Source organism: Candidatus Flexicrinis affinis, from assembly GCA_016716525.1.
Lineage (GTDB): Bacteria > Chloroflexota > Anaerolineae > Aggregatilineales > Phototrophicaceae > Flexicrinis > Flexicrinis affinis.
This window is the reverse complement of sequence record JADJWE010000001.1, coordinates 1,509,915-1,534,131: the sequence shown is the minus strand read 5'-3', so window position 1 is coordinate 1,534,131 and position 24,217 is coordinate 1,509,915. Positions and strand designations below refer to the sequence as shown.

Below are 24,217 nucleotides of genomic sequence, written 5' to 3'. Positions count from 1 at the left end.
ATCTCTCACCAAAACCGGCAGACGCGCCGACAGCCTAGCCAACGGTTGGCAGCGCATAAATCGTGTTGTCCATCGACCCGAAGACGATCAGATTCTCACCGAGCACCGGTGTCGACGTGATCTGTCCGTGGGTCGGATACTTCCAGAGCATGCGTCCGGTCTTGACATCCAAGCAGTAGAACGCATTGTCCGTGCCGCCAAAATACACCATGTTGCCGGCGACGGTTGGGCTTCCGACGATCGGCTTGCCGCACGTATACTGCCAACGCTCCTTGCCCGAGTCAACGTTTACGGCATACATGATGCCGTCGGCAGATCCGAAGTACACCGTATCAGCCGTTAGGGCAGGGGAGGACACGACCGGGCCATTGGTTCTGAACCGCCACAGTGTAAAGCCGCTGTTTGCATCAAGTGCGTAAAGGTAGCCGTCGAACGAGCCGATGTAGCAAATCCCGTTCTTCTGATCGACCGCCGGCGACGAGATAATACTGCGCTTCGCGCGGTACACCCATTTGCGCTTGCCGGACAGCTCAAGGCCATATATGGATCCGTCGTCGGCACCGAAGATGATGATGTCACTAGTCACAAATGGTCGTGAGCGAATCGGCGCGCCCGCCTCGTAGTTCCAGAGGAAGCGGCCGGTGTTAGCGGCCAAGGCGTACATGCGACCGTCGTCACCACCAAAGAACACATGATTATGCGCGATACGCGGCGCGCCCCGGATACGATCCTTTGTCTGATACGTCCACACGACGCGGCCGGTCTGAATGTCGAGCGCATAGAACATGTGGTCCTCGGACCCGAAGTAGACCATCTTGTTCGAAGGGTCGACGCTCGGAGACGAGGCGATGCCGCCGCCGGTCGGAAACTTCCAAAGCAGCGAACCGTCCTCCGCGTTGATCGCCCACAGGTTCGTGTCATACGACCCGGCAAAGACTGTGGTCCGGAAGATCGTCGGGCTGGCGCGGATTTCATCCTCGGTCTTGAACTTCCAGCGCACTTCCAGTTCGGAACGATCGCCGTCGCCGAAGAAATCGGTCTTCGAGCCGCCGCTCGTTTCGCTCGGCGCGTCACCGGCCGCCACTGCCAAGCCGTTGGTCCCTGCGCGCGAAATGCGACCGGTGCGTACGCCGCGAACCTGTTCGAGCACCGCCTTGAACTCGGCCGCCGTCTGGAAGCGTTCCTCAGGCTTCTGCGAGAGCGACTTCTCGACCGCCGTAACAAGTGCGGGCGGTACGTTAGGGTTGTACGACGGAATAGGTCGCTCGTGAAAGCTGAATGGCGGCTCGACGCGCGGGTCCTTGCGCGTGATGACATGGTGGAGCGTAGCACCGAGGCCGTAGATGTCCGATATTGGCGTGACCTCGCCGCGGTACTGCTCCGGCGCGGAGTAGCCTTCGGTACCGATCATCGTGTGCTTTTTGTCGCCCTCGAAGATCTTGGCGATGCCGAAGTCGACGAGCCGTACACGGCCAAGGCTGTCGATCATGATGTTCGCCGGCTTGAGGTCGCGGAACACAATGGGCTGCGGCTTATTGTTGTGCAGGTAATCCAGCACGTCGCAAAGCTCGATTCCCCAATCGACCACCTTCTCGATGGGAAGCGACCGAGTGCGCACCAGCAGCGCGTCGAGGTCGCTGCCGTTGATGTACTCCATCACGAGGTACGCACGCGACTCGGTTGCGAAGAAATCGAAAATCTTGGGGATCGCGGGGTGACTGAGCGCGGCAAGTAGGTTCGCTTCCTTCTGGAACGTCTTCATCATCGACGTGAGCTGGACAGCATCCCCGCCTTGATGTGTGATCATTTCCTTGATGGCAACGAGCCGCTTTGCGTCGGGGAAATGTGTATCGCGCGCTTGAAACACAGTGCCGAAACCGCCGCCGCCGATCACACCAACGATGCGGTAACGCTCCATCAGCAGAGAGTCGACTTGTAAACCATCTCCGCTCGGCGCATCGGCAGGGCGCACATCGAATTTCCGGGTATCAGACATAGGTACTGTCTTCCCACCAACTTATCTGCTGCTCAGAATGCAGCGCAACTTCTAGTCTCAGTGCGCCTTGCAAAAGTATAGGACCTGCAGAACAATCCTGCAAATCAGGTAAGCGATCCCTCAAACCGATGACTCCTGCTCCCCACGCGCTGTACGTCCACATTCCCTTTTGTACCACGAAATGTACGTATTGCGCGTTTAATACATATACGCATCTCGAATCGCTGATTCCGGCGTTCGTCGATGCGCTCGTGCGCGAGCTTGAAATGGTTGCCTCGGCACAACCCATGACGCCGCTTGCGACCGTGTTCTTCGGCGGTGGAACACCGAGCCTCCTTTCGATCGATCAGCATGCACGACTACTCAACACAATTCGCACTTGGTTTGATCTCGCAGGCGATGCGGAGATTTCGATCGAGACCAACCCGAACGACCTCGATCTGCCGTACCTTGTCGGTTTGCGACGCGAGGGATACAACCGGCTCAGCATCGGGATGCAGTCGGCCAATGAGCGCGAACTGCGGCTGTTTGCACGCCGGCACGATCATACGGTCGTGACACGCATCTGGCCATTGATCAGGCAGGCCGGCTTCGATAACGTCAATCTCGACTTAATCTACGGATCCCCGTACCAAACGCTTGATTCGTGGCGACATACACTGGACGAAACGCTGCGTTTCGCGCCTGAGCACGTCTCGCTGTATGCGCTCGGGCTTGAAGACGGAACGCCGCTCAAAGACTGGGTCGACACCGGTTCGGTTCCGCGCCCTGACGACGACCTCGCGGCCGACATGTACGATCTGGCGACTGAGATGCTGGACCACGCCGGTTATCAGCAGTACGAGATCTCGAATTGGTGCAGGCCGGGGTATGAGTGCCGTCACAACCTTCAGTACTGGCGCAATCTCCCGTATATCGGTGTCGGCCCCGGCGCGCATGGCTACGCCGGAGGTTTGCGCTACGCGACCGAACTCTCGCCCCAGCGGTACGTTCGGCTGCTCCAAGAGACTGTTACTGCTCAATTCCCGCTGACACCCGCCATTACCGAATCGACGGCAGTCGACCAACAAGATGAAATCGCCGACACGTTGATGATGGGCCTTCGGCTGACGCGGGAAGGCATTTCTCTGGACACGTTCGCGGCGAGATTCGGTGTCTCGCTGCTCGACCTCCACGGCGACGTGATCACCAAGCATGTGAGCGCGGGACTGCTGCACGTCAACGAAACCCGCGTAGTACTAACCGAACGCGGGCGCTTTCTGAGCAACGTCGTCCTGCGCGATTTGATCTAGCTGCTTCTCGCAAACAAGGCGGTGGTCAGGGCGAGCAGCTTCTCCCGGCCCTCGGGCGTCGGCGCAGCGCGATCCAGTGCGTGCATCGCCTGCTGGGTGTAGTGCTGCTCAAGCTGAACGGCGTAGTCACGCGCCCCAACCTCGTCAAGAATCCGGACAGCACTAGCGATGTCGGATGGGGACATAGCCGGGCGGGCATACAAGTCGCGCAGTTCTTCGCTGGCGGGAAGCCCATGCAGGACAGGCAGCGACTTTTTGCGCGCCTCGATATCGGATGATGCCGACTTTCCCGTAACGGCTTCGTCACCCCATATACCCAGGATGTCGTCCCTGATCTGGAAGGCCATGCCGACGTTGAGCGCGTACGCGCCAAAGTGCTCGGCACGCTTCGTATCTCCCGTAGCGATCAACGCCCCGAGCTGGCCGCAGACACCGAGCAGTGCAGCCGTTTTGCCGGCGATCATCTCAAGGTATGCGTCCACTGAGACGTCATCCAGTGTCTCGAAGCGCATGTCAAGGTGCTGACCACGCGTGAGCTTCAGCGCGGTCTCAGTGAACAACCGGCTTGCGGCAATGACGACATCCGGCGCCACACCGGTGCTGCTCAAATTCTGCAGCACGTGCAGACTCAGCGCAAAGAGCGCGTCCCCGACGTTGATAGCGTTGGCGATTCCCCAGACGCGCCAGACTGTCGGGCGGCCATGGCGGAGTGGAGAGTTGTCCTGCACGTCGTCATGGACGAGCGAGAAGTTATGCAGCAGCTCGACGGCTGTAGCTGCGGGCACGGCGGGTCGCCAATCGCACCCGGTGGCGTCGGCACACAGCAAGAGAAGGGCAGGGCGGATGCGCTTGCCAGTCTGCCCAGCGAACGGCACACCGTATTCGTCGACGAGTCCAAATGGATAACGCACCATCGTTCCGAAGCCGGAGCTGTCCATTGGGATCACATCGAGAGCGCTACGAATGGCTTTCTCTGTGGCAATGACGAAGTCGGAGATCAGAGACAGGTTCAAGCGTGCGTATCCTCGAGCAGGGTGACACTGCGCAGGTCGCCGAGCGTATGGCTTCCCGTACACTGCATGGCAATCCGCAGTTGAGCGGTCAAGACGGAAACAACATGCTCAACCGCGTCCTCGGATTCGGTCGCGGCACGCAAGAACTGCCCGGCGATTCCGCCAAGGCTGGCCCCTAACGCGATGCACTTGGCGATGTCGACACCGGTACGCAGCCCGCCGCTGGCGAAGATCGGGAGCTGGGGCGCGCCGAGCCGCGCATACTTCAGGGCCTCGACGGTCGTGATGCCCCAATCCTCAAACGCCGAAGCAACTTCCTCGTGGAAGCGGGATGGCGCCCGGAAGCGTTCGACCTGGCTCCACGACGTGCCACCGGCACCTGCCACGTCAATCGCGGCTACACCCGCCGCCGCAAGGTCGCGTACGTTTTGTTCGCTGAATCCCCAGCCGACTTCCTTGGCGATCACAGGAACTCCGACGTGTGTTGCGACTTCCGCAATCTTGTCGAGCAGGTCGCTGAAGTTGGTGTCGCCTTCCGGCTGCACGGCCTCTTGCAGAACGTTGAAATGCAAGATCAGCGCGTCCGCTTCGATCATGTCGACCGCGCGGCGGCATAGGTCGACGCCGTAGCCGTAGTTGAACTGCACCGCACCGATGTTCGCGAACAGCAGCAGGTTGGGCGCCACGGCGCGAATCTTGTACGACTCGGCCAGCGCCGGATCTTCGACTGCTGCACGCTGCGAGCCGACACCCATCGCCAAGCCGTGTCGATCTGCGACCGCGGCGAGGTTGCGGTTGATCGTGCTCGCCATGCCTGTCCCGCCGGTCATGGACGAGACGAGAATCGGCGCAGTCAACCGCTTGCCGAACAACGTAAGCGTCGTATCGACTTCAGCCAAGTCAAGCTCGGGAACTGCGTTGTGCAGCAGACGCAGGCGCTCCAAGCCCGTCGTAAGCCGGGGGAACTGGACGTCGCGTTCGAGATTGATCTTGATGTGGTCGACCTTGCGGCTTTCGGTCGTTGGTGGCGTCACTTCTGACATGCTTAGGTGTTCCTTATGTCGGAGTGGCGCAATCGTACTTCCGGGGTGTTGGTGTGTCAATGACGGCAGAAGCAGACTAGCACCGATTTCATTCGGCGGTATAATCTTGCGCTATCACTTGAGGATGACCTAGCAGGAGGCAGGTAGGGAGCCATGGAGACGGTTGAGGAAAAAGTCAAAAAGATCGTCATCGATCTTCTCGGTGTGGAAGAGGAAAAAGTGACGCTGGACGCGCACTTTCGCAATGATCTGGAAGCGGATTCGCTCGACCTCGTCGAGCTGATCATGGAATTTGAACGTCAGTTCGGCGGCGAGATCAAGGACGAGGACGCCCAGAAGATCGAGACTGTCGGTGCGGCGATCGAATACATCAAGGAGCGCATGTAGGCGCTGCGGCCCGCATTATCCATCGAACGACTCGGGGGGCGCTTACGGCGCCCCTTTTGATTTCGGGCGGACGTAGCTTCGAAGCGCAATCACCGCGAGCGCGGCGATGCTCCCGGCGGTTATCCACGGCCCGATACCCAGTGAGAAACCGACAGCTAATCCGGCCATGGCTTCCAGTCCGCGCGCGGCGGCTGTGACCGCGATGACCGCACCCGACGCACCCGTGAGCACCATCGCGATCGTCCGGGGCGCCCCACGCGGGACCATCCAGCACAAGGTCGCGCCGATCAGCGCTAACAGCGAGAAGGTGAACTGCTGGCCGTAGTTCACGTCGGCACGGAAACCCGCGCCCATGAAGTACTCCAATGGCGGAAGCTGCGCGACCACCAGTGTAATCGCGGCGACAGCGGACACCACGCCGAAGATAGACTTACGCCGCGCTGGGAGAAGGACGACCAACAGCGTTAGGGAAATCAGGACCGCACGCAGCTGCCCCGGTACGGCCATGGGCTCCACGCCGTACCTTACGCCGGGAATCAGGCTTGTCCACTCCGCGAGGTCGTACGCGGAGAAGGTCAGAGCCGAGGCTGTGGCCGTGGCCCACGGCAGCGCATAACCGACGGCGGCGACAACGGTCAGCGCCGCCGCTGCCGCTTCACTTCGGCCGAAGTGCTTCGATGCTTGCACGAATTTCCTCGTCTTCTTGGGTTTGCTCAAGGAAAAACTGTTTCATATACGTGCTGCGGCGCTGGCGGAGTGCAAGCGGTGCGATGGCCAACAAGTCGTCCACGGTAGCACGTGTGCGACCGTCAATCGCTGCGTAGGCGCGCGCCGCCTCGAACATGACGTAATCGGCCCGATGAGAGTCGATCTCGAGCTGTCGAATAAGCTCGAATCCCACGTCGAACGCCTCGTCGGAAAGCGACGTCTTTTCCAGCCGCTCCTTTGCCGCCTGTACTTCATCGCGCGCCTCAGCGGTCGCCCACTCGAAGCTCTGGATGAAGGCTGACGGATTCGTCCGAAACGCCCGCATCCGGTCGAACACGATGCGACGCTCGTCCCCGTCGAACAGCCCGCGCACACCGACACGCAGGCCGAACCGGTCGAGGATTTGAGGCCGCAGGTTGCCTTCCTCCGGGTTCATGCTGCCGACAAGTACAAAGCGCGACCGATACGTCCCGACCATCGGCCCCCGGCGCACGCTGTAGCTTCCTTGCGCCGCAGCATCCAAGATCGCGTCGACGATCGTGTCGTCAAGCAGGTTGACCTCATCGACATAGAGGATATTGCGGTCGGCACGCGCCAGAATGCCACGCTCAAGGCGAACACGATTGCGCTGTACAGCAATTCGCTCGTTGATGCCACCGACGACGTCATCGAGTCGCGCCGTCAGCGGCAGCTCGACGAGCTTGACCGCCTCGAAATGCGATATGGGTTCCCCGCGCTTGTGCTTCTCGTAGCAGTCGGGGTACAGCGTCTCGGCGTACGGCGACTTGAGGTCTTCCTCGATGACGCCTTCCTCACAGTCACTGACTTCTACAGCGGGGAGGATGTCGGTCAGGCTGCGCACGGCTGTCGTCTTGCCGGTCCCGCGCTGGCCGATCAGCAGCACGCCCCCGATATTCGGATTGATCACTGCCAACAGCAGCGCCACCCGCATGTCGGTCTGGCCGACCAGCGCCATAAACGGGTAAGGCCGGTGTTCGGCAAGCCCGAGGTCGGTCGGTCGCTCCGCCAATACCGCGTTCGCACCCGACGACCTGAGCAGTTCCAGCAGAACCGAGCGACCTGTCGTCGGCCCTTCCGAATCTGGCGAGCTAACCGCGTCTTGGCGATCGTCGGTCATCGCGAGTCCTCGCTTTGACGCCGTTTGCGTTCCTGCTGTCGGACTTCGGCGCCCTCGGCACGCTTACGCTGCTCGTCATTCTCATAGATCAAACGCGGCACCGGGGCAGGGCGGCCGTCCGGATCAAGCGCGACGTAGACGAGATAGGCGGTGTTCGTCATGGTAACGGTGCCCGTCAGCGGGTTCTCGGCCGTAACTTCGACACGCACCTCCATTGACGTTCGGCCGACCCACGTCAGCTCTGCGTTCAACGTAACCACATTTCCGACCCGGATCGGCTCAAGGAACATCATGCTGTCGATCACGATCGTCACCACCGGCATGCGAGCATGGCGAACGGCCGCGAGCGCGCCGACCTCGTCGACAAGCTTCATGATGACGCCGCCGTGGATGTTGCCGTGAATGTTGGTATCGTGCGGCCCCATGACGGAACTAAGCGACACGCGCGACTTGGCGATCGATTTTGCGGGATGTGAGTCGGCCACCGGTACCCCCTCTCGTGTGCTGCGATTATACCCGGCGTTCGTCACGACCGGGGATTGGCAAGCGCGAAGTCGAACGCCGATTCCAGTTCCGCCGCCGTGCGAGCCCAAGTCAGGCCGCGCACCCGGTCAAGCCCACGCTGCGCGAGATCCGCCCGGAGTTCCGCGTTCGTCACAAGACCGCCAAGCGCGTCGGCGAGCGCATCCACGTCACGCGGATCAACTAGAAGCGCAGCGCCACCTGCCGCCTCGGGCAGAGACGAAACATTCGACGTTACGACCGGTGCGCCACACGCCATCGCCTCTAGCACCGGCAGGCCGTACCCCTCGTAAAGCGAAGGCATCGCAAAACAGAGCGCGCCACTGTATAGGGCCGGCAGATCGCCGTCGGGCACCTTACCCAACAGGTGCACAAAGTCGCCTGAACCGTTCGCGCCTACGCGGAGTTCTTCCGTCATCCAGCCCTCGGGGCCGGCAATCGCAAGGTGAACGTTATGCCCTGAGCTGCGGAGACTACCGACGGCTTCGATCAGCCGTGCGTAGTTCTTTCGCGGCTGCAGCGTTCCGACGGCAAGAACGTAAGGTGTACCGCCGAGGCCATAGCGCGCGGCGGTCGACTGCGCGACCGCTTTTTCGACCGGACGGAACTGCGTGCCGACACCGAACTGAACAGGGTGGATACGCTCCGGGTCGACACCGTACGCAGCGACGAGATCGGACTTGGTGGAGAGGGAATTGACGACCACGACGTCGGCAGTCGCCACGGCCCGTGGGACGACGCTCGAGAGGAATGCGATCAATGAGGGAACAGCGGCATCAGCGGCATGCAAGTAGGTCAGGTCGTGGATGAACACGGCAGATCGCATGCCGCGCGGAAGCGGCGGCAGCGCAAAGTTCGTCGCGAAGAACAGGTCGTGGCCACGCACGAACAGGGACGCGGGAAACGCTGCGCCGGCACGATGCCAGAGGCGGGTCAACACGCGGTCGGGAATGGGAATGCTGCGCTGTTGGGCAGCTAATTCAGTCGGAAGGCGAGGCGCGGGAAGGCCGCTGGTGACCAGCGTGTATTCGTGTCGGGCAGACTGGAGCAGTGCCGCCGTCATCTCGCGGACGCTGCGACCAACGCCGCCGGCCTGAAGCAGGGCAGGGGAGTACTCAATGGCGACGCGCGCCATGTCAATCCACGTCGTTATACGTCCAATGACGATTGGCGTAGAAGTTCCACATCATCACGATGACCATCGCGATCATCTGCGCCACGATACTGCCGATACGCGCCTCAGTAAACTGGTTGACCTCGAACTCACCGACGACGGCCTGAATTACCGGCGCGGCGATCGGTGTGACGAGCGCGCCGATCGGAAACGCCATAAGCGCCATCCAGAGAAGTCGGAAAAGGCCGCCCGCGACACTCACAAGGGTAAACATCGCGAGCTGGCGACGCATCGAGCGCGAACGCGAGTCCGGATACACCCATAGACGCGTCCAGACAAAATTGCTGATGACCGCAGTAAAGAATGCGATCCCGCTCGCAAGCGCGACTGTAAGGCCACGGGTGGGCGGAATGATCGTCTGCTGAAGGATGAACAGCAGGCCGAGGTCGATGACTGCACCCGAAGCGCCGACCACGGCGAACCGGAAGAAGCGTTCCATTTCCTTTGCACGCGTCGGGCCGAACCGATTCGCTGCGTAGCGAATGATTCCATCCAGCGGCGTGCGGAAGTGGCGCACGTCTGTGGTTTCGACCACGGCTGCCTCGGTTGTCGTCATTGGGGATTCAGCCTGTTGAGTTTCCACGTCTGCCCGTGCAGAAGACCGGCGAGACCTATCAGCACGCCAACGTGCAGAAAGGCGTAGTTCACAAAGACTTGGTCGGTCACGCTGTGGACGATGATATACGTCCAACTCCCAAGCAGACCGGCCGCGATGGACGAAGCTAACGGGTCGGGATGGGCACGCGCTCGCGCCGAAACGACAACGAACACCACCCACATTCCAGCGTAGGCCAAGACGCCAATCATGCCAGTCTCGGCAAGAACATTCAAGTAGTAATTGTGGGCATGCCCGAGAGCGAATTTCCAAGACATTAACCGCACCTGCGGGTACACGACCTCATAGTTGCCCAGCCCGACACCCGTGACAGGCGACAGGCGCGCCATCTCGACCGCAGCCTGCCAATGCGCCAGCCGTTCGACGACCGCATAGTTCTCAGGCGTAACATCGGCGCCGCGGACGTCCGACACATTGACGAGGTCGGTGAATGCGCTCGCGACCCGCTCGGTAATCGAAGCTGGCAGCCTACCGGATGCGATCGCCAACACGCTCGCAGCGACGATGCCAGCCAGCAGGACGGCGCTGTGCAAACGCCGGCGCGGCATCGCTAAGGCGACGACGACACCAGCCACCCCGGCCGCAAGCCACGCCCCGCGGCTCCACGAGAATACGAGGGCAGCAAGCATCAGCGCCGAGGCCACTCCGTAATAACCGGCGCAGAGCACGTTTGTTCCCCATCTGGATCGATAACTGCTGCGGCGCATCGCCCATGCCGCGCGGATGTAGCCGACACTCGCGGCACCCGCCACAGGCGCGACTATCCCCATGAAGGCGGCGAATGGATTGGGCTGCTCGAAGGTTCCGAAGGCGCGATACGAGCCCGGGGTTATGAGAAAGTGCTCCGCCCCGCTTCCCCCAAAGTAGATCCAGATTCCGACGATCGCGTTTGCGACACCGGCCATCGTCACCGCGAAGAGCACCCACTCCCAGCGCCGGTAGGCGATTACCCACGCGGCGACGGCGGCCATCAGGAGCCACTTCAGCCACTCGACCGTCCATGCAGATAGGCTCGCGGCGGAAAACGCGCTGATGCCGCCTGCGACGACGAATGCAAGCAAGCCAAGCATGATCGGACTGCCGAGCCGCGGCAGCGAAATGCGACGGCGGATGACAGCCGCTGCGATGAGTGCGCTCAGTGACAATGCAAGCAGCACTTGGCCGAGGTCCGCCGGCAGCACGCCGGGCATGCGTACCGACAGGAGGGCCGAAAGGGGCGCGAGGATCAGAAGCGCAAATACGGCGACCGGTGTGGCCAGAAGTAAGGCCAGAACAATGACGAATGTGGCAACGACTAATGCCAGCGTGGACGCTGGGAGGACTGCAGACGCCGCGCCGATCGCGCCCGCTGCGACAAGTGCGCCGATCGGCAGGATTGCACGGGACGGCGTCAACGATCCTACGCTCATGGCGCGCGTTTGCGCTGTTCCTCGAAGTACGCGAACGTGTCTACTAAGCCATCGTGCAGGGAGACGTGAGGTTCCCAGCCGAGGAGCCGGGCGGCCAATGCGATGTCCGGGCGGCGCGTCTGCGGGTCGTCACGAGTACGGCCATCGTGCACGTAGACGACGCCTGCCGGATTGTCCACCAGCATGTTGACGACCTCGGCGAACTCGTGTATCGCCAGTTCGTTCGGGTTACCGATGTTAACCGGCAGGTGATAATTCGACTGCGAGAGCCGGACTACCCCCTCGATCAGGTCGGAAACGTACTGGAAACTGCGAGTTTGGCTGCCATCGCCGTAGATGGTCAACGGTTCGCCGCGCAGCGCCTGATCGACGAAGTTCGGCACGACACGCCCGTCATTGAGACGCATCCGTGGCCCATACGTGTTGAAGATGCGGACGATGTGCGTGTTCAAACCAAACTTCGTGTGATACGCCATCGTCATTGCTTCGGCGAATCGCTTGGCCTCGTCGTAGACGCTGCGCGGGCCGATCGGGTTTACGTTGCCGTAGTAGCCTTCATGTTGGGGATGTACAAGCGGATCGCCGTAGACTTCGGAGGTCGACGCCAGAACATACGTGGCGCCTTTAATGCGCGCCAGTTCGAGGGTGTTCCGAGTCCCGTACGAGCCGACCATCAGCGTTTCCAGCGGCAGCTCAAGATAGTCGACCGGGCTGGCAGGTGACGCGAAGTTGAGCACGAGGTCAACCGGTCCGTCAATCTCAAAAGGTTCGCAAATATCCTGCTTCAAGAAGGAGAACGCCGCTCGATCTGAGAGGTGCTGGACGTTGGTCTCGCTTCCCGTAATCAAATTGTCAACGGCGACGACCGTATGCCCGTCCGCAATGAAGCGGTCGCACAAATGCGACCCGATAAATCCTGCACCGCCAGCGATAACTACGCGCATTGGCCCTCCGTGAACGTCCGCCAGTTTACCATCGCACGATACCAGACGTCAGGCCGAAGGGCTGCTTGGCTCGGCGCGCCGCACGAACTGGACGGCACACAACAGCAGCATGAACACAAATGCGAGATCGATCACGAACACGCTGTTGTCGACCATGCCGTGCGCATAGAGTGCCGCAAGCGCGCCAAGCAGGCCCGCCGCTAGCCAGCGAGACTCGACGCGCTGCCCAATCGCGCCAACTGCGCCAAGAGCTGTACGCAGACTGACCACGACGAACGCGATCGCCAGCACAGCGCCGCCAATGCCGAGGCGCACCCAGAAGTCGAGCAGCATATTGTGCGGGTGCGAGAGGTCAGGTTCGGGCCACGCATCGGGGAAAATGTATCGATCGCGGAACGCGTACAAAAATTGGTCCAGCCCGAGGCCGGTTAGCGGGTGATCCGCGATCACGTTGACCGCGCTTTGCATCACGCGGATACGGTAGAAGTTCGTGCCCTGCGTGAAGTCGAGCGCGCGGCCGAACCGATCCGACTGCCCGGCCAGCACGACAAATACGACAGCCGCGAGAATGGCGGCGCCGATCAGCCACGGCACGGCGCGACGACCGTAGAGCGCCAACACGGCGATAGTCACGCCTGCCGGGATTCCGATGAACAGCCCGCCGACGCTTTGTGTGAGAATCGCCGCCAAGACCGTCACAACCAGCGAACCGATCGCCATCCACCGCCAGCGATTGGTGAACGACAGCGCCGCCGCGGCAAGGAACGGGATGACACGGCCGAGGTACAGCGCGAGGTTATTTGGCGATCCGTACACGCCGGCAAGCCGTCTGCTGCCGTCTTCTGCGGTGATGATCGCCGCTCCGGTAAAGTACTGGGCCAGTCCGATTCCCGCTGCCGCAACCCCCGCCGCGAGGAACGCGCCGATGACGACGAGCAAATCGGACCGCGAACGCAGGGTCGTCCGCGCAACGAGGTAGAAAGCCGCCGGTTCCAAGAAGAGCGTGCGCAGTTCGGTGAGAGCTGGCCCCTTGAGTGCCGACCATGAGGCGGCGGCGATCCCCAGAACCACATATGCGATGACGAGCACGTCAAGGCCGGACAGACGTATCGAACTACGGGTAGTCCCAGCTTGGCGTCGGCGTGCTTCACCCGCGGCAGACTGAACGACCCACGAGGCAAGCGTCATCAGGAGAACGATCTCGACCATCGGGAACGCGAACGTGAACAGTTCTACCGGAAACAAGAAAAATGGCGCGAAGAATGCTGTCAACGCGAGGCCGAGCACGACGCGTTGAAAGATGCACCACTGTAGAACAACGAGCGCAATAAGCGTGACCGGAAGCGTTAGATTGACGTATACCGTGCCTGCGCTGACCACAGCGATAAGCGCCAGCAGGGGATCGCGGCGGGCCCATGCGCCATCCGTCGCGCCAAAGGACACCGCCATCGTGAGCATGAGCGCCGCAGAGCTCAGCCCCGCGATCGCCAACTGCACCGGCGTGTTAAGGCGATCAAATGCACGCCGCGCCGAACGAAGTAAGGTTGAGAGGCCGTCCACGTACCATAGCACGCCAGCGAAGCCCGCCAACGCCACCACAACGGCAATCCAAGACGCGGCGCGCCAATGCGTCCATGACGGCACGGGGGATGGCGGACCAACGGCATACCCGATCAGGGCGTACTGGTCAAAGCCTTGATCAGCCACGATGGTAAGCGTGTGCACGCCGGGCGCCAGCCCCGAGGCGATTAGAACAGGACCCTGCCGGGGCAGCCGATCGGCGCTCTGCAGCGCGACGTAAGCCCGCCCGGCGGCATCGCGCGGGAGGGCATTGGCCGGCTCGCCATCCACTTCCGCATAGAGGTTTGCCACGTAATCGCCTTGGCGCAGGAGGAGGGCGACGGAGGTTCCCTCAAACGTAAACGTGAGACGGCTATCACGCAGCCACCCGATGTCGGCGGAATCACCCCGAAAGGTCCATACGCCCGAGTACTCGGCGTATGCGGTACGCACCGCATGCCACCCGGTGGGCGCGCCCACCGATGATGTTTGTGCGCGTTCCAGCAGCGTGGTCAACAACGGGGTCGCCGTTCCGTCGGGCCGAGTGAGTGCGAAGCCCTGCTGCGGATGGTCGGGGGGGTAGGGCGGATTCCAATGATGCAGGATCGCCGGGCCCATCCACGGCCATTCGGCCCGGATGCGGTCGAGCGCGCCGAGCGTGTACTCGATCTGCTGCTGCGGGGTTACGGAGCCCCAGATGGATGGCAGGCCGCGCCACGAATCGGGGAGCGTGTTCCACCCCCATTGCGTCGCCCAAATCGGCGGTACCGGTGTCCCGTGCTGGGCGAGCGCTTCGTAGGTAGTGACGGCACGGGAGAAGTTCAAGACGTGATCCGCAATCGTGCGATCGTACGGCCCGATATCCAACCCGTAAGGCTTCACGGCGAAGGCATCGACAGACTGCGCCGCGCCAAACGTGAGTAGGTCATTGAGGTAGGCGATCTCATGGATATTGTCCGGACCGCGTTCTTGCGTAGGGGCAAGGCCGGCAGCGATGACGAATGCCGTCGGGTCGGCCCCCCGCAGCGATTGCGACGCATCCGCCAGAAGCGCAGCATAACGCGAGGCGGAGGGTGCTAGCATGCCCCAGTTGGTTAGGAGGTTCGGCTCGTCCCACACTTGATAGTAATCGACCGAATCCGCATAGCGCGCGGCGACGGACCCTGCAAACTCGGCAAATTCTGCCGTACTCTGCGGCGGGGACGTGAGGTTGTTCGGCGCGCGTGGATCGCGCGCCCACGCAGGCGTGTTGACCAACACCGCAAGCAGTTCGATTTCGGAGACGGCGTCTACCGCCGACACGATCCGGTCGTATGCCACCCATTCGTAGCGGCCGCGCTCTGGTACAAGCGCATTCCAGTCGAATTCCTGCCGGACCCACCGCACTCCCGCAGCACGCATCAACGCGAGCTGATCGTCAAGCTGGTCGGCCGGAATTGTGCGAAGCTCCGCGTTTACGCCGAACCGTTCCTGCCAATAGGGCAGTGAATCGGCACTTACGGGGTCAACCGTGCCGCGCGCAAGCGTATTGACCGAAACCTCGACAGCAATCGCGGCCGTGCCTGTCAGTATCACAACCAAGACGGCGATCAAAACGAGGGCAAGCTTGCGCAGAGGCGAGCGCATCACCGGGCCCAAACGGGATGCGACGCAGAACCGTCCAACGTAACCTGAAAGGACGCCGCAGTGACGACATCCACAACCCACACGTTGCCCTGATACACGATCGCAATGTAGCTGCCGTCAGGGCTCCACGAGTAATCGCGCTGTGTGATCCCCCGCTGATCCTCCGGCGGGAATATCCGTCGGGCATTACTGCCATCTACGTCGGCGACGTACAGGTCGTACTCGGCACTGTCACCGACGCTGACAAGCGGCTGGCGCGCCAGCAAGTAGGACATCCCGGGCCGCCGTCCTGTTGCAGCGCCGGGGCCGCTATTTGGCGGCGCGAATTTCGGAAACGCCCATATCCCGGACTGCTCGTACACGGTCGCCGAAAAGGAACCGTCGCGTGCAAGCACGGCCACGTCGAAGATCGGAGAACGCTCTGCCGCCTCGCTGCCGACCGGCTCGCCGTGAACGACCGTCAGGAGCAGATCTGCGTCAGGCGACCAAGACACTGACGTGCGCCATGACCAATCGCTGCGCGGTGTGAACGGGACAAACGAGACGAGCGGCGTGTCCAGCGTCCCGCTCTCCAAGTCCACAAGGCCGACACTGTCGGCATGGACCCACGCCAGCGCGCCGCCATCGGGCGACCATGCGTAGCCCCGTCCCCACCACGAGAACGGACCGCCGCGTCCCGGCGACTCGTCGATCAAGGGGTCGATGTCGATCTCCTCGCCGGTCGTGGCGTCAAGTGTGATGAGCCAAAGGTCGTTGTAGGCTCCCCAGCCCGGGCTTGTCGATCGCGGTTGCGCTCGCGTGTAGCTGACGGTGTTGGCCCGCCCGGGGACCCATTCGGCCCAAAGCACGTTGGTCGGCCGCAAATCGACCGACTGCGGAGAGGACGCAGTAACGTCGAGAACCACGCTAAGCTGGTTGCCGAACTCGCTTCCGGTCGCCGTGGTTCGTGTGTACAGCAGCTGCCGCCCGTCTGCGCTCAAGCTGTAAGCGCGGCTCGGGTCAACGTCGCCTGTGTTCGTCACTGGCCTGCGCGAATCGCTGCTGCCGCGCATCACCCATGCGTTGCCGCCGCTGACATATGCGAGCGTCCCACGGATGTCGACGGGCGACAGGCGCGTCGTCGGCCCGACATACACGATCTCTTCGACCGCGCTTGCCAGCACGGTGGGCTCGCCGATCGGAACGGATTCGGCGCGGATTCCATCGACAAACTGCACCCGGAAACATTGACGTTCTCGCCCGTTCTGACCCGCCTGAAAAAGCACTTCTGCACCCGGTTCGAGCTGTTCATTGATCAGCGTGCGACGGGTAAATGGCAGGTCGCGATCCTCGCATTCGGTTTCTTCAGCCACTCGCCGGACGGTAATCTGTAGGCCATCGGAGATCTGTGTGAACGGAGGAGGCACGACGCGATCCAGATCGCCCAGCGTCACGTCGACTTGGGCGAGGAACTCGGCAACCGTGATCGGCTCTGGCACATCGTAGGTCAGGCTACGTCCATCGACAACGAGCGACACGATCATTTGGGTGTCGTCGGCAGGCGGCTGACATCCACCCGCGAAGAGCAGGAGAAGGACAGCGAGCAGTGTTTGAGTCATACGCATCATGGCTGGAATCCTATCACGAGCAGAAGAGCCAATTCAACGGCGCTCCAACACGACGATCACGGGATGCAGCCCGTTCTGGTTGATTTCGAGTTCCTTGACAACCTCCCAAGCCGCGTGGTCATGGACGATCTGCCGGATCAGGCGTTTCTCGTGAGTGATGAGGACCAAGCGGGCACCCGCTGCACCGACACGCGCCGCTTCGTCGATGAGGGCGGGGTAGAGGACAAGGTTCTCGGCGTGAGAGCCGACGCGCTGACCGAACGGCAAGTCGGCCAAGATGAGGCTAGCGGAGTTGTCGTGTAACGGCAGGGCGGTTGCATCGCCCGCAAGAAGCGCGCACGTATCGACCTGCGCGACTGCGAGATGTGCGGATGCCAGAGACAGCGCATCGGTGTTGACGTCGACGCCGATGCACTGGCGCACAATAGCCGCTTGGTTCAGCTCGACCATCAGCGTGCCGGACCCGCAGCACACATTCAACACGCAGTCCGCCGGAGTCGGCTTGGCGAGACGGATCATCGCAGCGGCGACACAGGCGTTGAGCGCGCCTTCATAGTTGTGGACACGCCATGGACGGGTTGCAAGCGGGCGCGGCGTAACGCGGACAAGAACCTGCCAGCCATTGCCATCGCGTACGGGACGAATCCGGACGTGGAGATCGCCTTTCTCGTCGGCTACGACAAGACCAAGCGAATCGGCCAGTTCGGTCTTGATTCGCTGCATCACTGAACTCTGTGCGCCTGCCGCGTCCAAACCGAGCGTTCGGAAAGACGGATCGCCCCGGACAATCTCACGGCAAACCGACACAATCCGGGTCCAATACTGATGGCCTAACAGCGCCTTTGGGCGAGGCACGGGCGCCGTAACGACAGCGTACACCGAGTTTGCGGTGCGCAGTGTGCGCAGCGCGTCGACGTCGACAGTCGGCTCAACCGAGACGGCACCGCTGCGCAGACCCGTGACAACCTGCCCGCCACCCAACTTCTCGACTGCTTCTTGGGCGCATATGTGCTCCAAGCCGGGCAGGACTTCCAGTTCGAATTCGTCATTTCGCATAAGGGGAAACCGCTGGGGCGGCCATTCGACCGCCCCAGATTTCGGCAGCTTAGAACTGACCGACAGCTTGAAGGACTCGCCGCAGCGTATTGAGCACGTAGTAGTTGCGAGCGTTTTCACCGAAGCGCGCGATCTGGTTGTCGCCAAGCCGATCGGCCCCCTGATTGGCAACCGACGGATTGTTTCCGTTCAGCGGCTCGACCAACTCGTTGAACATACGCCACACGTTGACGACCGGCAGATCGTTATCGCGGCCGTAGTTGATGATCACCTCGGCCAAGGCCTTGATGTTCACGTCGTCGCCGGGGCGCGTGTACGGCGTCAGCAGCACAGGAATGCTGCCACGGCCAATTGTCGTTGTGACGATCTCGTTCAGCGATGAGCGGAAGTCGTCAGGGCTCGTGCCGTCACGACCGTCCTGATAGCCGAGGCTGATGATCGTGATGGCGGGTGAGATTGCGTCCAGTTCGCAGGCGACCAACGTATCGCCGCAATCACCAAAGTCGTAGGCGAAGTTGGCAGCACGCAAGTTGCTGTCCACCGCCGAGCCGACACGCTGGAACGGGTTCGATCCGTCGTCTAGCGTCGTCGCCAGATAGAACTGGATGATTCCGTCCACGCTGGAACCTGCCTCGGACAGTTCGTACTGGCCGTCGCCAAACGGACTCAAGAACATGCTCGGGTCGATCGACCGGTCGCCGATGACGGCGAACGACGCGGCATTGTTGCCGGAGCCGTTCAGGATGGTCGACAGGCGACCCGCGAGGTCGTTGACGTTGGGCTCTACGGGGGCGGTATCGGCGATACTCTCCTGCGGGGGCTGCTCAGGGGCTTGTAGGAGCACCGGATACTCGACAGCGTTGCTACCGCCAGCATTCGATGCCGTCAGCCGCACCGTGAATTCCCCGTAGCCGGCGTAAGTGTAGGTCGGATTCGTCTCGGTACTCGTCGCGCCGTCGCCAAACTCCCACAGCCGGTCCGTTACGTCGCCCGACGTTGCGTCGGTAAACGTGACCGTGAGATCGTTGACATCGAACGTGAAGTCAGGCACAGGTGCGTTGGGCACCGGTGTGCTGACAGTCACGTCCTGCGCGGACTGATTCGAGCCGCCCGCATTCGCTACGGTTAAGGTTACGCGGTACGTACCCGGACCCGGATAGGTGTGGAACGGATTCTGATCGGTGGCCGTTGCGCCATCGCCGAACTCCCAGAACCAACTGTCGATCGTCCCGGTCGAAAGATCGGAGAACTGGACGTCGAGATTGTTGGCACTGAACGTAAACGCCGACTGCGGCGCTTGCGGCAGCGGCGCCTTTACCGATACCTGCTGCTCGCTGGCATTCGAGCCGCCCGCGTTGCTTACCGTCAGGCGGACCGTGTACGTACCGTCGGTCGCGTAGCTGTGCGCCGGATTCCGGTCGAACGCCTGCGTGCCATCGCCAAATTCCCAGAAGTACGAGTCAACCTGACCGGTCGAGAGATCGGTGAACTGTACGTTCAGACCGTTGGCGCTGAACGTGAATGCCGACTGCGGCGCCTGTGGCAGCGGCGTCGAAACCGACACCTGCTGCTCGCTCGCAGTCGAGCCGCCGGCGTTGCTGACGGTTAGGCGGACCGTATACGTGCCGTCCGTCGCGTAGCTGTGCGCCGGATTCCGGTCGAACGCCTGCGTGCCATCGCCAAACTCCCAGAAGTACGAGTCGACCTGACCTGTCGAGAGATCGGTGAACTGCACGTTCAGACCGTTGGCGCTGAACGTGAATGCCGATTGTGGGGCGGGCGGCAGCGGAGCGGTTACGGTTACGTCCTGACCACTCCGGTCACTGCCTCCAGCGTTCTCAACCGTCAGTCGGGCGCGATAGGTGCCCGGCGCACCATACATGTGGCTCGGATTCCGCTCCGTCGAGGTGTTGCCATCGCCGAACTCCCAGAACCAGGACGTAATGTCCTCGCCGGTCGAGGTATCGGTGAACGACGCGGACAGGTCTTGCACAGTGAACGTGAAGGAGCTCACCGGCGCATCCGGCAGCGGGGCAGACACCGCCACCTGCTGCTCGCTGAAGTTCGAACCGCCCGCATTGGCCACCGTCAGGCGAACGAGGTACGTCCCGCCGTTAGCATAGCTGTGCGACGGGCTTTGCTGATTCGACGAGTTGCCGTCGCCAAAGTCCCACTGCCATGTGTCAATCTGGCCGGTCGACTGGTCGTTGAACTGCACATCGAGGTTGTTCACGCTGAACGTGAACGCGGATGTTGGAGCGTTCGGCAGCGGGGCAGACACTGCCACCTGCTGTTCGCTGAAGTTCGAACCGCCGGCATTGGCGACCGCTAGGCGGACGATGTACGTCCCGCCGTTGGCGTAGCTGTGCGACGGGCTTTGCTGATTCGACGAGTTGCCGTCGCCGAAGTCCCACTGCCACGTGTCGATCTGGCCGGTCGACTGGTCGTTGAACTGCACATCGAGGTTGTTCACGCTGAACGTGAATGCCGATGTCGGCGCGTTCGGCAGCGGGGCAGACACCGCCACCTGCTGTTCACTGAAGTTCGAGCCGCCCGCGTTAGCCACCGTAAGGCGGACGATGTACGTCCCGCCGTTGGCGTAGCTGTGCGACGGGCTTTGCTGGTTGGACGTGTTGCCGTCGCCGAAGTCCCACTGCCACGTGTCGATCTGGCCGGTCGACTGGTCGTTGAACTGCACATCGAGGTTGTTCACGCTGAACGTGAATACCGATGTCGGCGCGTTCGGCAGTGGAGCTGATACCGTCACCTGCTGCTCGCTGGAGTTCGAACCGCCGGCATTGGCGACCGTCAGACGCACAGTATACGTGCCGTCACTCTCATAGCTGTGTGCCGGACTCTGTTGATCAGACGTGTTGCCGTCGCCGAAATCCCACTGCCAAGTGTCGATCTGGCCGGTCGAGAGGTCAGTGAACTGCACATCGAGGTTGTTTACGCTGAACGTGAAGGCTGACGTCGGCGCGTCTGGCACCGGGGCCGATACAGTGACATCCTGCCCGCTTCGATCGCTGCCGCCTGCGTTCTCAACGGTCAGGCGAGCGCGATAGGTGCCCGGCGCCGCATAGGCATGAGTCGGATTCTGTTCGTTCGAAGTGTTGCCATCGCCGAACTCCCAGAACCACGACGTGATGTTCTCGCCGGTCGACGTATCGGTAAACGACGCCGTCAAGTCCTGCACAGAGAACGTGAAGGAGCTCACCGGCGCATTCGGCAGCGGGGCGGTAACCTCTACCTGCTGCTCGCTGAAGTTCGAACCACCTGCGTTGGCGACCGTCAATCGAACGGTGTATGTACCGTCGGCCGCGTAGGAATGGGACGGATTCTGGTCGGTAGACGATGCCCCGTCGCCAAAGTCCCACTGCCAAGTGTCGATCTGACCCGTCGATTCGTCCGTGAAGTCAACGTCCAAACCGCTCGGGCTGAAGGTGAAGGCAGACTGCGGCGCACTCGGCAGCGGCGCCGTTACGGTGACGTCCTGCCCGCTGCGATCGCTGCCGCCGGCATTGGTCACTGTGAGGCGTACGCGGTAGGTGCCCGCGGCGGCGAACGTGTGGGTCGGGTTCTGCTCGTTAGAGGATGAACCGTCGCCGAATTCCCATGCCCACGAGAATATGCCTTCGCCGGTCGACTCGTCGGTAAGCGTAACGTTCAGGTCTTCAACCGAGAAGCTAAATGCCGAAGTCGGCGGGGCAGGTGGTGGGGCGTTGACCGTCACGGGCAGACTGAAGCTGTCCGAACCGCCAGCGTTGGATACAGTCAGTTCGACAGTATATGTCCCTGCGGCGGCAAACGTGTGAGACGGGTTCGAGTTGGAAGAAGTCTGCCCGTCGCCGAAATTCCACGACGTGGAATCTATTTGACCCGTCGATGTGTTCGTGAACTGCGCGGTCAGGTCATCGACCGTGACCTCGAAGCTCGCCTCAGGCGCCGGCGGCAGCGGAGCCGAAACGGTCACGCTCTGGGTCGCTTCGCTTTGCACCCCGTCCTGCGAGGTGACGACAAGCCGCACCTGATACGTGCCCGCCTGACCGAAGGTGTGCGACGGATTCTGATCGGTGCTGGAACCACCATCTCCAAACGACCAGTTCCAAGACGTGAGATTGCCTGTGGAACGATCCTGGAACGCGACACCTAGACCCGGCGGATCGGTGAGGTTCACGACTTCAAACGCCGCCTGCACGCGGTCCGTGACCGTGATCGTACGCGTTGCACTGCTCGCAGGGCCACCCGGCCCGACGACTGTCAGGATGACCGTATACGTACCGTTTTCCTCGTACGTGTGGAACACGATCGGCTCGTTGGTCGCCAGCGACTCGCCATCGCCAAAGTCCCAGTTGGACTGGATGTCGTCGCCTGAAGACAAGTTGTTGAACTGCACGTCCAGCGGCGCAGACCCTTCCTGCGGCGATACGTTGAAGTCGGCACTCGGCGGCGCCAGCGGGCGGGTCACGCTGATGTCGGCTTCAGCCGTATCGGATAACCCGTCAGGGCCGAGCGCAGTCAAACGAACACGGTAAGTTCCCGGGCTGGTGTAGGTATGCGTGGGCGCCTGAGTCTGATCGATCGGTGTCCCGTCGCCGAAGTCCCACCGATAACCCGTAACGTCACCGGTCGTGAAATTCTGGAACGTCACGATAAGCGGAGCATCGCCAGATGTAGGATTGGCGGTAAAGCGCGCCTCAGGGGCCTGCGGCGCACGCGTGACCGTGACTGTTCCACTCTGAGTCGCCGTGCCGCCCGGACCATTGACCGTCAAGCGAACCGTGTAGACGCCCGGATTGACGAACTGGTGAATTGGGTTCTGATCGGTGCTGGTCGTGCCGTCCCCGAACTCCCAAAGCCGCGACGTAATTTGACCTTGGGAAGTGTCCGTGTATTGGATCGAAAGCGGTGCGATACCCCCGGTGTTGGTCGGCGTGAAGTTTGCCTGAGGGGGCGGTACCTGCGGGTTCGACACTGTTACGACGCTGAAGGCACGGCCCGTGCCACCCGGCCCGCGCACCCGCAGCGAGATATTGTAGGTGCCTTCTGCTGTAAACACCTTGCGCGGGCTGCGCTCGGTCGAGGTTGTACCGTCGCCGAAGTCCCAGCGCCAACTATCGATTACGCCCGTGGATCGGTCCGTGAACTGAACGGTGAGCGGCGAAGGCCCGCTAACCGCACTCTGTTCGTACAACGCCACCGGCGGGTTGGTATTGACCGTGATGATTTGCGAGACGTTGGACTGCCCACCCGGGCCAACAACCGTCAACTTGACCTCATACTCGCCAGCCGCACGGAATACATGTACCGGGCTGATCTCGGCGCTGCTGCTGCCGTCTCCGAACGACCAGTTGTAGCCTGAGATTTGCCCCGTTGAGCGATTCGTGAAGCGGACCACCAGCGGCGCCTCGCCCGAGGTGCGATCCTGTGTAAAGGCCGCAATTGGCCGCGGGATCGACGGGGTCGCGGTTGGCACCGGAGTCGGTATGGCGTTTTGCACGCGGATGTTGTTTACAACCGTTTGGGGATTGCTGCCATCGCGCAAGTAGACGCGCAGGCGGAGCTGGTAGTTCCCGTCCGGGATCGCGTTCGTCGACCAAATACCCAGAACGCCGTTGAGCACCGGGAATTGGCGCGGTCCGCCTATGGCGTACCACAAGTTGCCCGGGTTTGGATCGGGGCCATACTCGAGCTGATACTGGAGGAAGTTCGGATGGATCGCCGAGCCCAGCACCTGAACGTTGCTAGTCACCACGTTTCCGGGAATCGGCGACAGCAGCACAATGCTGATCGTGGACGGGGTAGCGGTCGGGATCACCGATATCGCGGTCGGCGGAATGATGGCGATCGACGTGGGTGGCCCGACTTGTGTAAGGACAGGCAGCGTTGTGACGCTGACTGACGTCGGCACGCTGCCCGTCACCTGCGCCGACAGGGTAGGCGTTGAGGTTGGAACGGGTGTGAGTTCCGTCTCCTCTGGTCCACCCGTCAAGTTGCATGCCGCCATTAGAAGCGCGAACATGGCCAAGACGACCAACACTAGAACTCTTCGAGTGGCCATAAGTGTGTCCTCTCAAGGCGGATTCGTATACTACCCATAGTATTATGATAACGCAGGCCAAGCGA

16 protein-coding genes are annotated in these 24,217 nt (G+C 61.8%); 2 read left to right on the top strand and 14 right to left on the bottom strand.

All coding sequences use genetic code 11. The features are described from left to right. Positions 1-34: 34 nt before the first annotated feature. A complete protein-coding gene (locus tag IPM16_06500; GenBank protein MBK9122757.1) occupies positions 35-1,996 on the bottom strand; it encodes a PQQ-binding-like beta-propeller repeat protein in 1,962 nt (653 codons plus the stop codon). Positions 1,997-2,124: 128 nt separating this feature from the next. Between IPM16_06500 and hemW the strand changes: the two genes are divergently transcribed. Then, complete coding sequence (gene hemW / locus IPM16_06495) at positions 2,125-3,288, top strand: radical SAM family heme chaperone HemW (GenBank protein MBK9122756.1); 1,164 nt, start codon at positions 2,125-2,127, stop codon at positions 3,286-3,288. Here the strand turns inward: hemW and IPM16_06490 are convergent. Together IPM16_06490 and IPM16_06485 are read right to left on the bottom strand one after the other, a co-directional pair. Beyond that, positions 3,285-4,301 (bottom strand): polyprenyl synthetase family protein, encoded by a 1,017-nt coding sequence (locus IPM16_06490; GenBank protein ID MBK9122755.1) that lies wholly within the window; start codon positions 4,299-4,301, stop codon positions 3,285-3,287. The two genes, hemW and IPM16_06490, sit on opposite strands and share 4 nt — an antisense overlap. Then, positions 4,298-5,344, bottom strand: a complete 1,047-nt coding sequence (locus IPM16_06485) for a type 2 isopentenyl-diphosphate Delta-isomerase (protein ID MBK9122754.1) — start codon at positions 5,342-5,344, stop codon at positions 4,298-4,300. Before IPM16_06485 ends, IPM16_06490 begins: the two co-directional genes overlap by 4 nt. A 153-nt stretch (positions 5,345-5,497) precedes the next feature. Between IPM16_06485 and IPM16_06480 the strand changes: the two genes are divergently transcribed. Then, positions 5,498-5,731, top strand: a complete 234-nt coding sequence (locus tag IPM16_06480; protein ID MBK9122753.1) for an acyl carrier protein — start codon at positions 5,498-5,500, stop codon at positions 5,729-5,731. Positions 5,732-5,773: 42 nt separating this feature from the next. Here the strand turns inward: IPM16_06480 and IPM16_06475 are convergent, their stop codons facing one another. The 11 genes from IPM16_06475 to IPM16_06425 form a co-directional block, all read right to left on the bottom strand. Further along, on the bottom strand, positions 5,774-6,418 hold the full coding sequence (locus tag IPM16_06475) for a hypothetical protein (GenBank protein MBK9122752.1): 645 nt from the start codon (positions 6,416-6,418) through the stop codon (positions 5,774-5,776). Further along, the gene (locus IPM16_06470; GenBank protein MBK9122751.1) at positions 6,387-7,415 is read right to left on the bottom strand and encodes an AAA family ATPase; all 1,029 of its coding nucleotides are present in this window, start codon (positions 7,413-7,415) and stop codon (positions 6,387-6,389) included. The genes IPM16_06475 and IPM16_06470 overlap by 32 nt, the downstream gene beginning before the upstream one ends. Before the next feature lie 158 nt (positions 7,416-7,573). Continuing rightward, a complete protein-coding gene (locus tag IPM16_06465) occupies positions 7,574-8,002 on the bottom strand; it encodes an acyl-CoA thioesterase (GenBank protein ID MBK9122750.1) in 429 nt (142 codons plus the stop codon). 101 nt (positions 8,003-8,103) lie between these two features. Further along, entirely contained in the window at positions 8,104-9,234 is a 1,131-nt protein-coding gene (locus IPM16_06460) for a glycosyltransferase family 4 protein (protein MBK9122749.1), read from the bottom strand. 1 nt (position 9,235) lies between these two features. Next, a complete protein-coding gene (locus IPM16_06455; protein ID MBK9122748.1) occupies positions 9,236-9,829 on the bottom strand; it encodes a GtrA family protein in 594 nt (197 codons plus the stop codon). After that, a complete protein-coding gene (locus IPM16_06450; GenBank protein MBK9122747.1) occupies positions 9,826-11,298 on the bottom strand; it encodes an O-antigen ligase family protein in 1,473 nt (490 codons plus the stop codon). Before IPM16_06450 ends, IPM16_06455 begins: the two co-directional genes overlap by 4 nt. Then, the gene (locus IPM16_06445; GenBank protein MBK9122746.1) at positions 11,295-12,242 is read right to left on the bottom strand and encodes an SDR family oxidoreductase; all 948 of its coding nucleotides are present in this window, start codon (positions 12,240-12,242) and stop codon (positions 11,295-11,297) included. Before IPM16_06445 ends, IPM16_06450 begins: the two co-directional genes overlap by 4 nt. Before the next feature lie 48 nt (positions 12,243-12,290). After that, positions 12,291-15,428, bottom strand: a complete 3,138-nt coding sequence (locus tag IPM16_06440) for an O-antigen ligase family protein (protein ID MBK9122745.1) — start codon at positions 15,426-15,428, stop codon at positions 12,291-12,293. Next, entirely contained in the window at positions 15,428-17,035 is a 1,608-nt protein-coding gene (locus IPM16_06435; GenBank protein ID MBK9122744.1) for a DPP IV N-terminal domain-containing protein, read from the bottom strand. Before IPM16_06435 ends, IPM16_06440 begins: the two co-directional genes overlap by 1 nt. Positions 17,036-17,068: 33 nt before the next feature. Next, positions 17,069-18,091 (bottom strand): methyltransferase domain-containing protein, encoded by a 1,023-nt coding sequence (locus IPM16_06430; protein ID MBK9122743.1) that lies wholly within the window; start codon positions 18,089-18,091, stop codon positions 17,069-17,071. Between the two features lie 49 nt (positions 18,092-18,140). Next, positions 18,141-24,152 carry a PKD domain-containing protein gene (locus tag IPM16_06425; protein ID MBK9122742.1) on the bottom strand — a complete coding sequence of 2,004 codons (6,012 nt, stop codon included), beginning with the start codon at positions 24,150-24,152 and terminating at the stop codon, positions 18,141-18,143. Positions 24,153-24,217 lie beyond the last annotated feature (65 nt).

Bases quoted from the DNA above. Each gene is read 5' to 3' on its own strand.
- hemW (MBK9122756.1), top strand. From the start codon at position 2,125: ATGACTCCTGCTCCCCACGCGCTGTACGTCCACATTCCCTTTTGTACC.
- IPM16_06470 (MBK9122751.1), bottom strand. From the start codon at position 7,415: ATGGCGCTGGTCGGCCAGACCGACATGCGGGTGGCGCTGCTGTTGGCA.
- IPM16_06440 (MBK9122745.1), bottom strand. From the start codon at position 15,428: ATGCGCTCGCCTCTGCGCAAGCTTGCCCTCGTTTTGATCGCCGTCTTG.
- IPM16_06430 (MBK9122743.1), bottom strand. From the start codon at position 18,091: ATGCGAAATGACGAATTCGAACTGGAAGTCCTGCCCGGCTTGGAGCAC.
- IPM16_06465 (MBK9122750.1), bottom strand. From the start codon at position 8,002: ATGGGGCCGCACGATACCAACATTCACGGCAACATCCACGGCGGCGTC.
- IPM16_06500 (MBK9122757.1), bottom strand. From the start codon at position 1,996: ATGTCTGATACCCGGAAATTCGATGTGCGCCCTGCCGATGCGCCGAGC.
- IPM16_06460 (MBK9122749.1), bottom strand. From the start codon at position 9,234: ATGGCGCGCGTCGCCATTGAGTACTCCCCTGCCCTGCTTCAGGCCGGC.
- IPM16_06425 (MBK9122742.1), bottom strand. From the start codon at position 24,152: ATGGCCACTCGAAGAGTTCTAGTGTTGGTCGTCTTGGCCATGTTCGCG.
- IPM16_06435 (MBK9122744.1), bottom strand. From the start codon at position 17,035: ATGATGCGTATGACTCAAACACTGCTCGCTGTCCTTCTCCTGCTCTTC.
- IPM16_06445 (MBK9122746.1), bottom strand. From the start codon at position 12,242: ATGCGCGTAGTTATCGCTGGCGGTGCAGGATTTATCGGGTCGCATTTG.
- IPM16_06450 (MBK9122747.1), bottom strand. From the start codon at position 11,298: ATGAGCGTAGGATCGTTGACGCCGTCCCGTGCAATCCTGCCGATCGGC.
- IPM16_06480 (MBK9122753.1), top strand. From the start codon at position 5,498: ATGGAGACGGTTGAGGAAAAAGTCAAAAAGATCGTCATCGATCTTCTC.
- IPM16_06455 (MBK9122748.1), bottom strand. From the start codon at position 9,829: ATGACGACAACCGAGGCAGCCGTGGTCGAAACCACAGACGTGCGCCAC.
- IPM16_06485 (MBK9122754.1), bottom strand. From the start codon at position 5,344: ATGTCAGAAGTGACGCCACCAACGACCGAAAGCCGCAAGGTCGACCAC.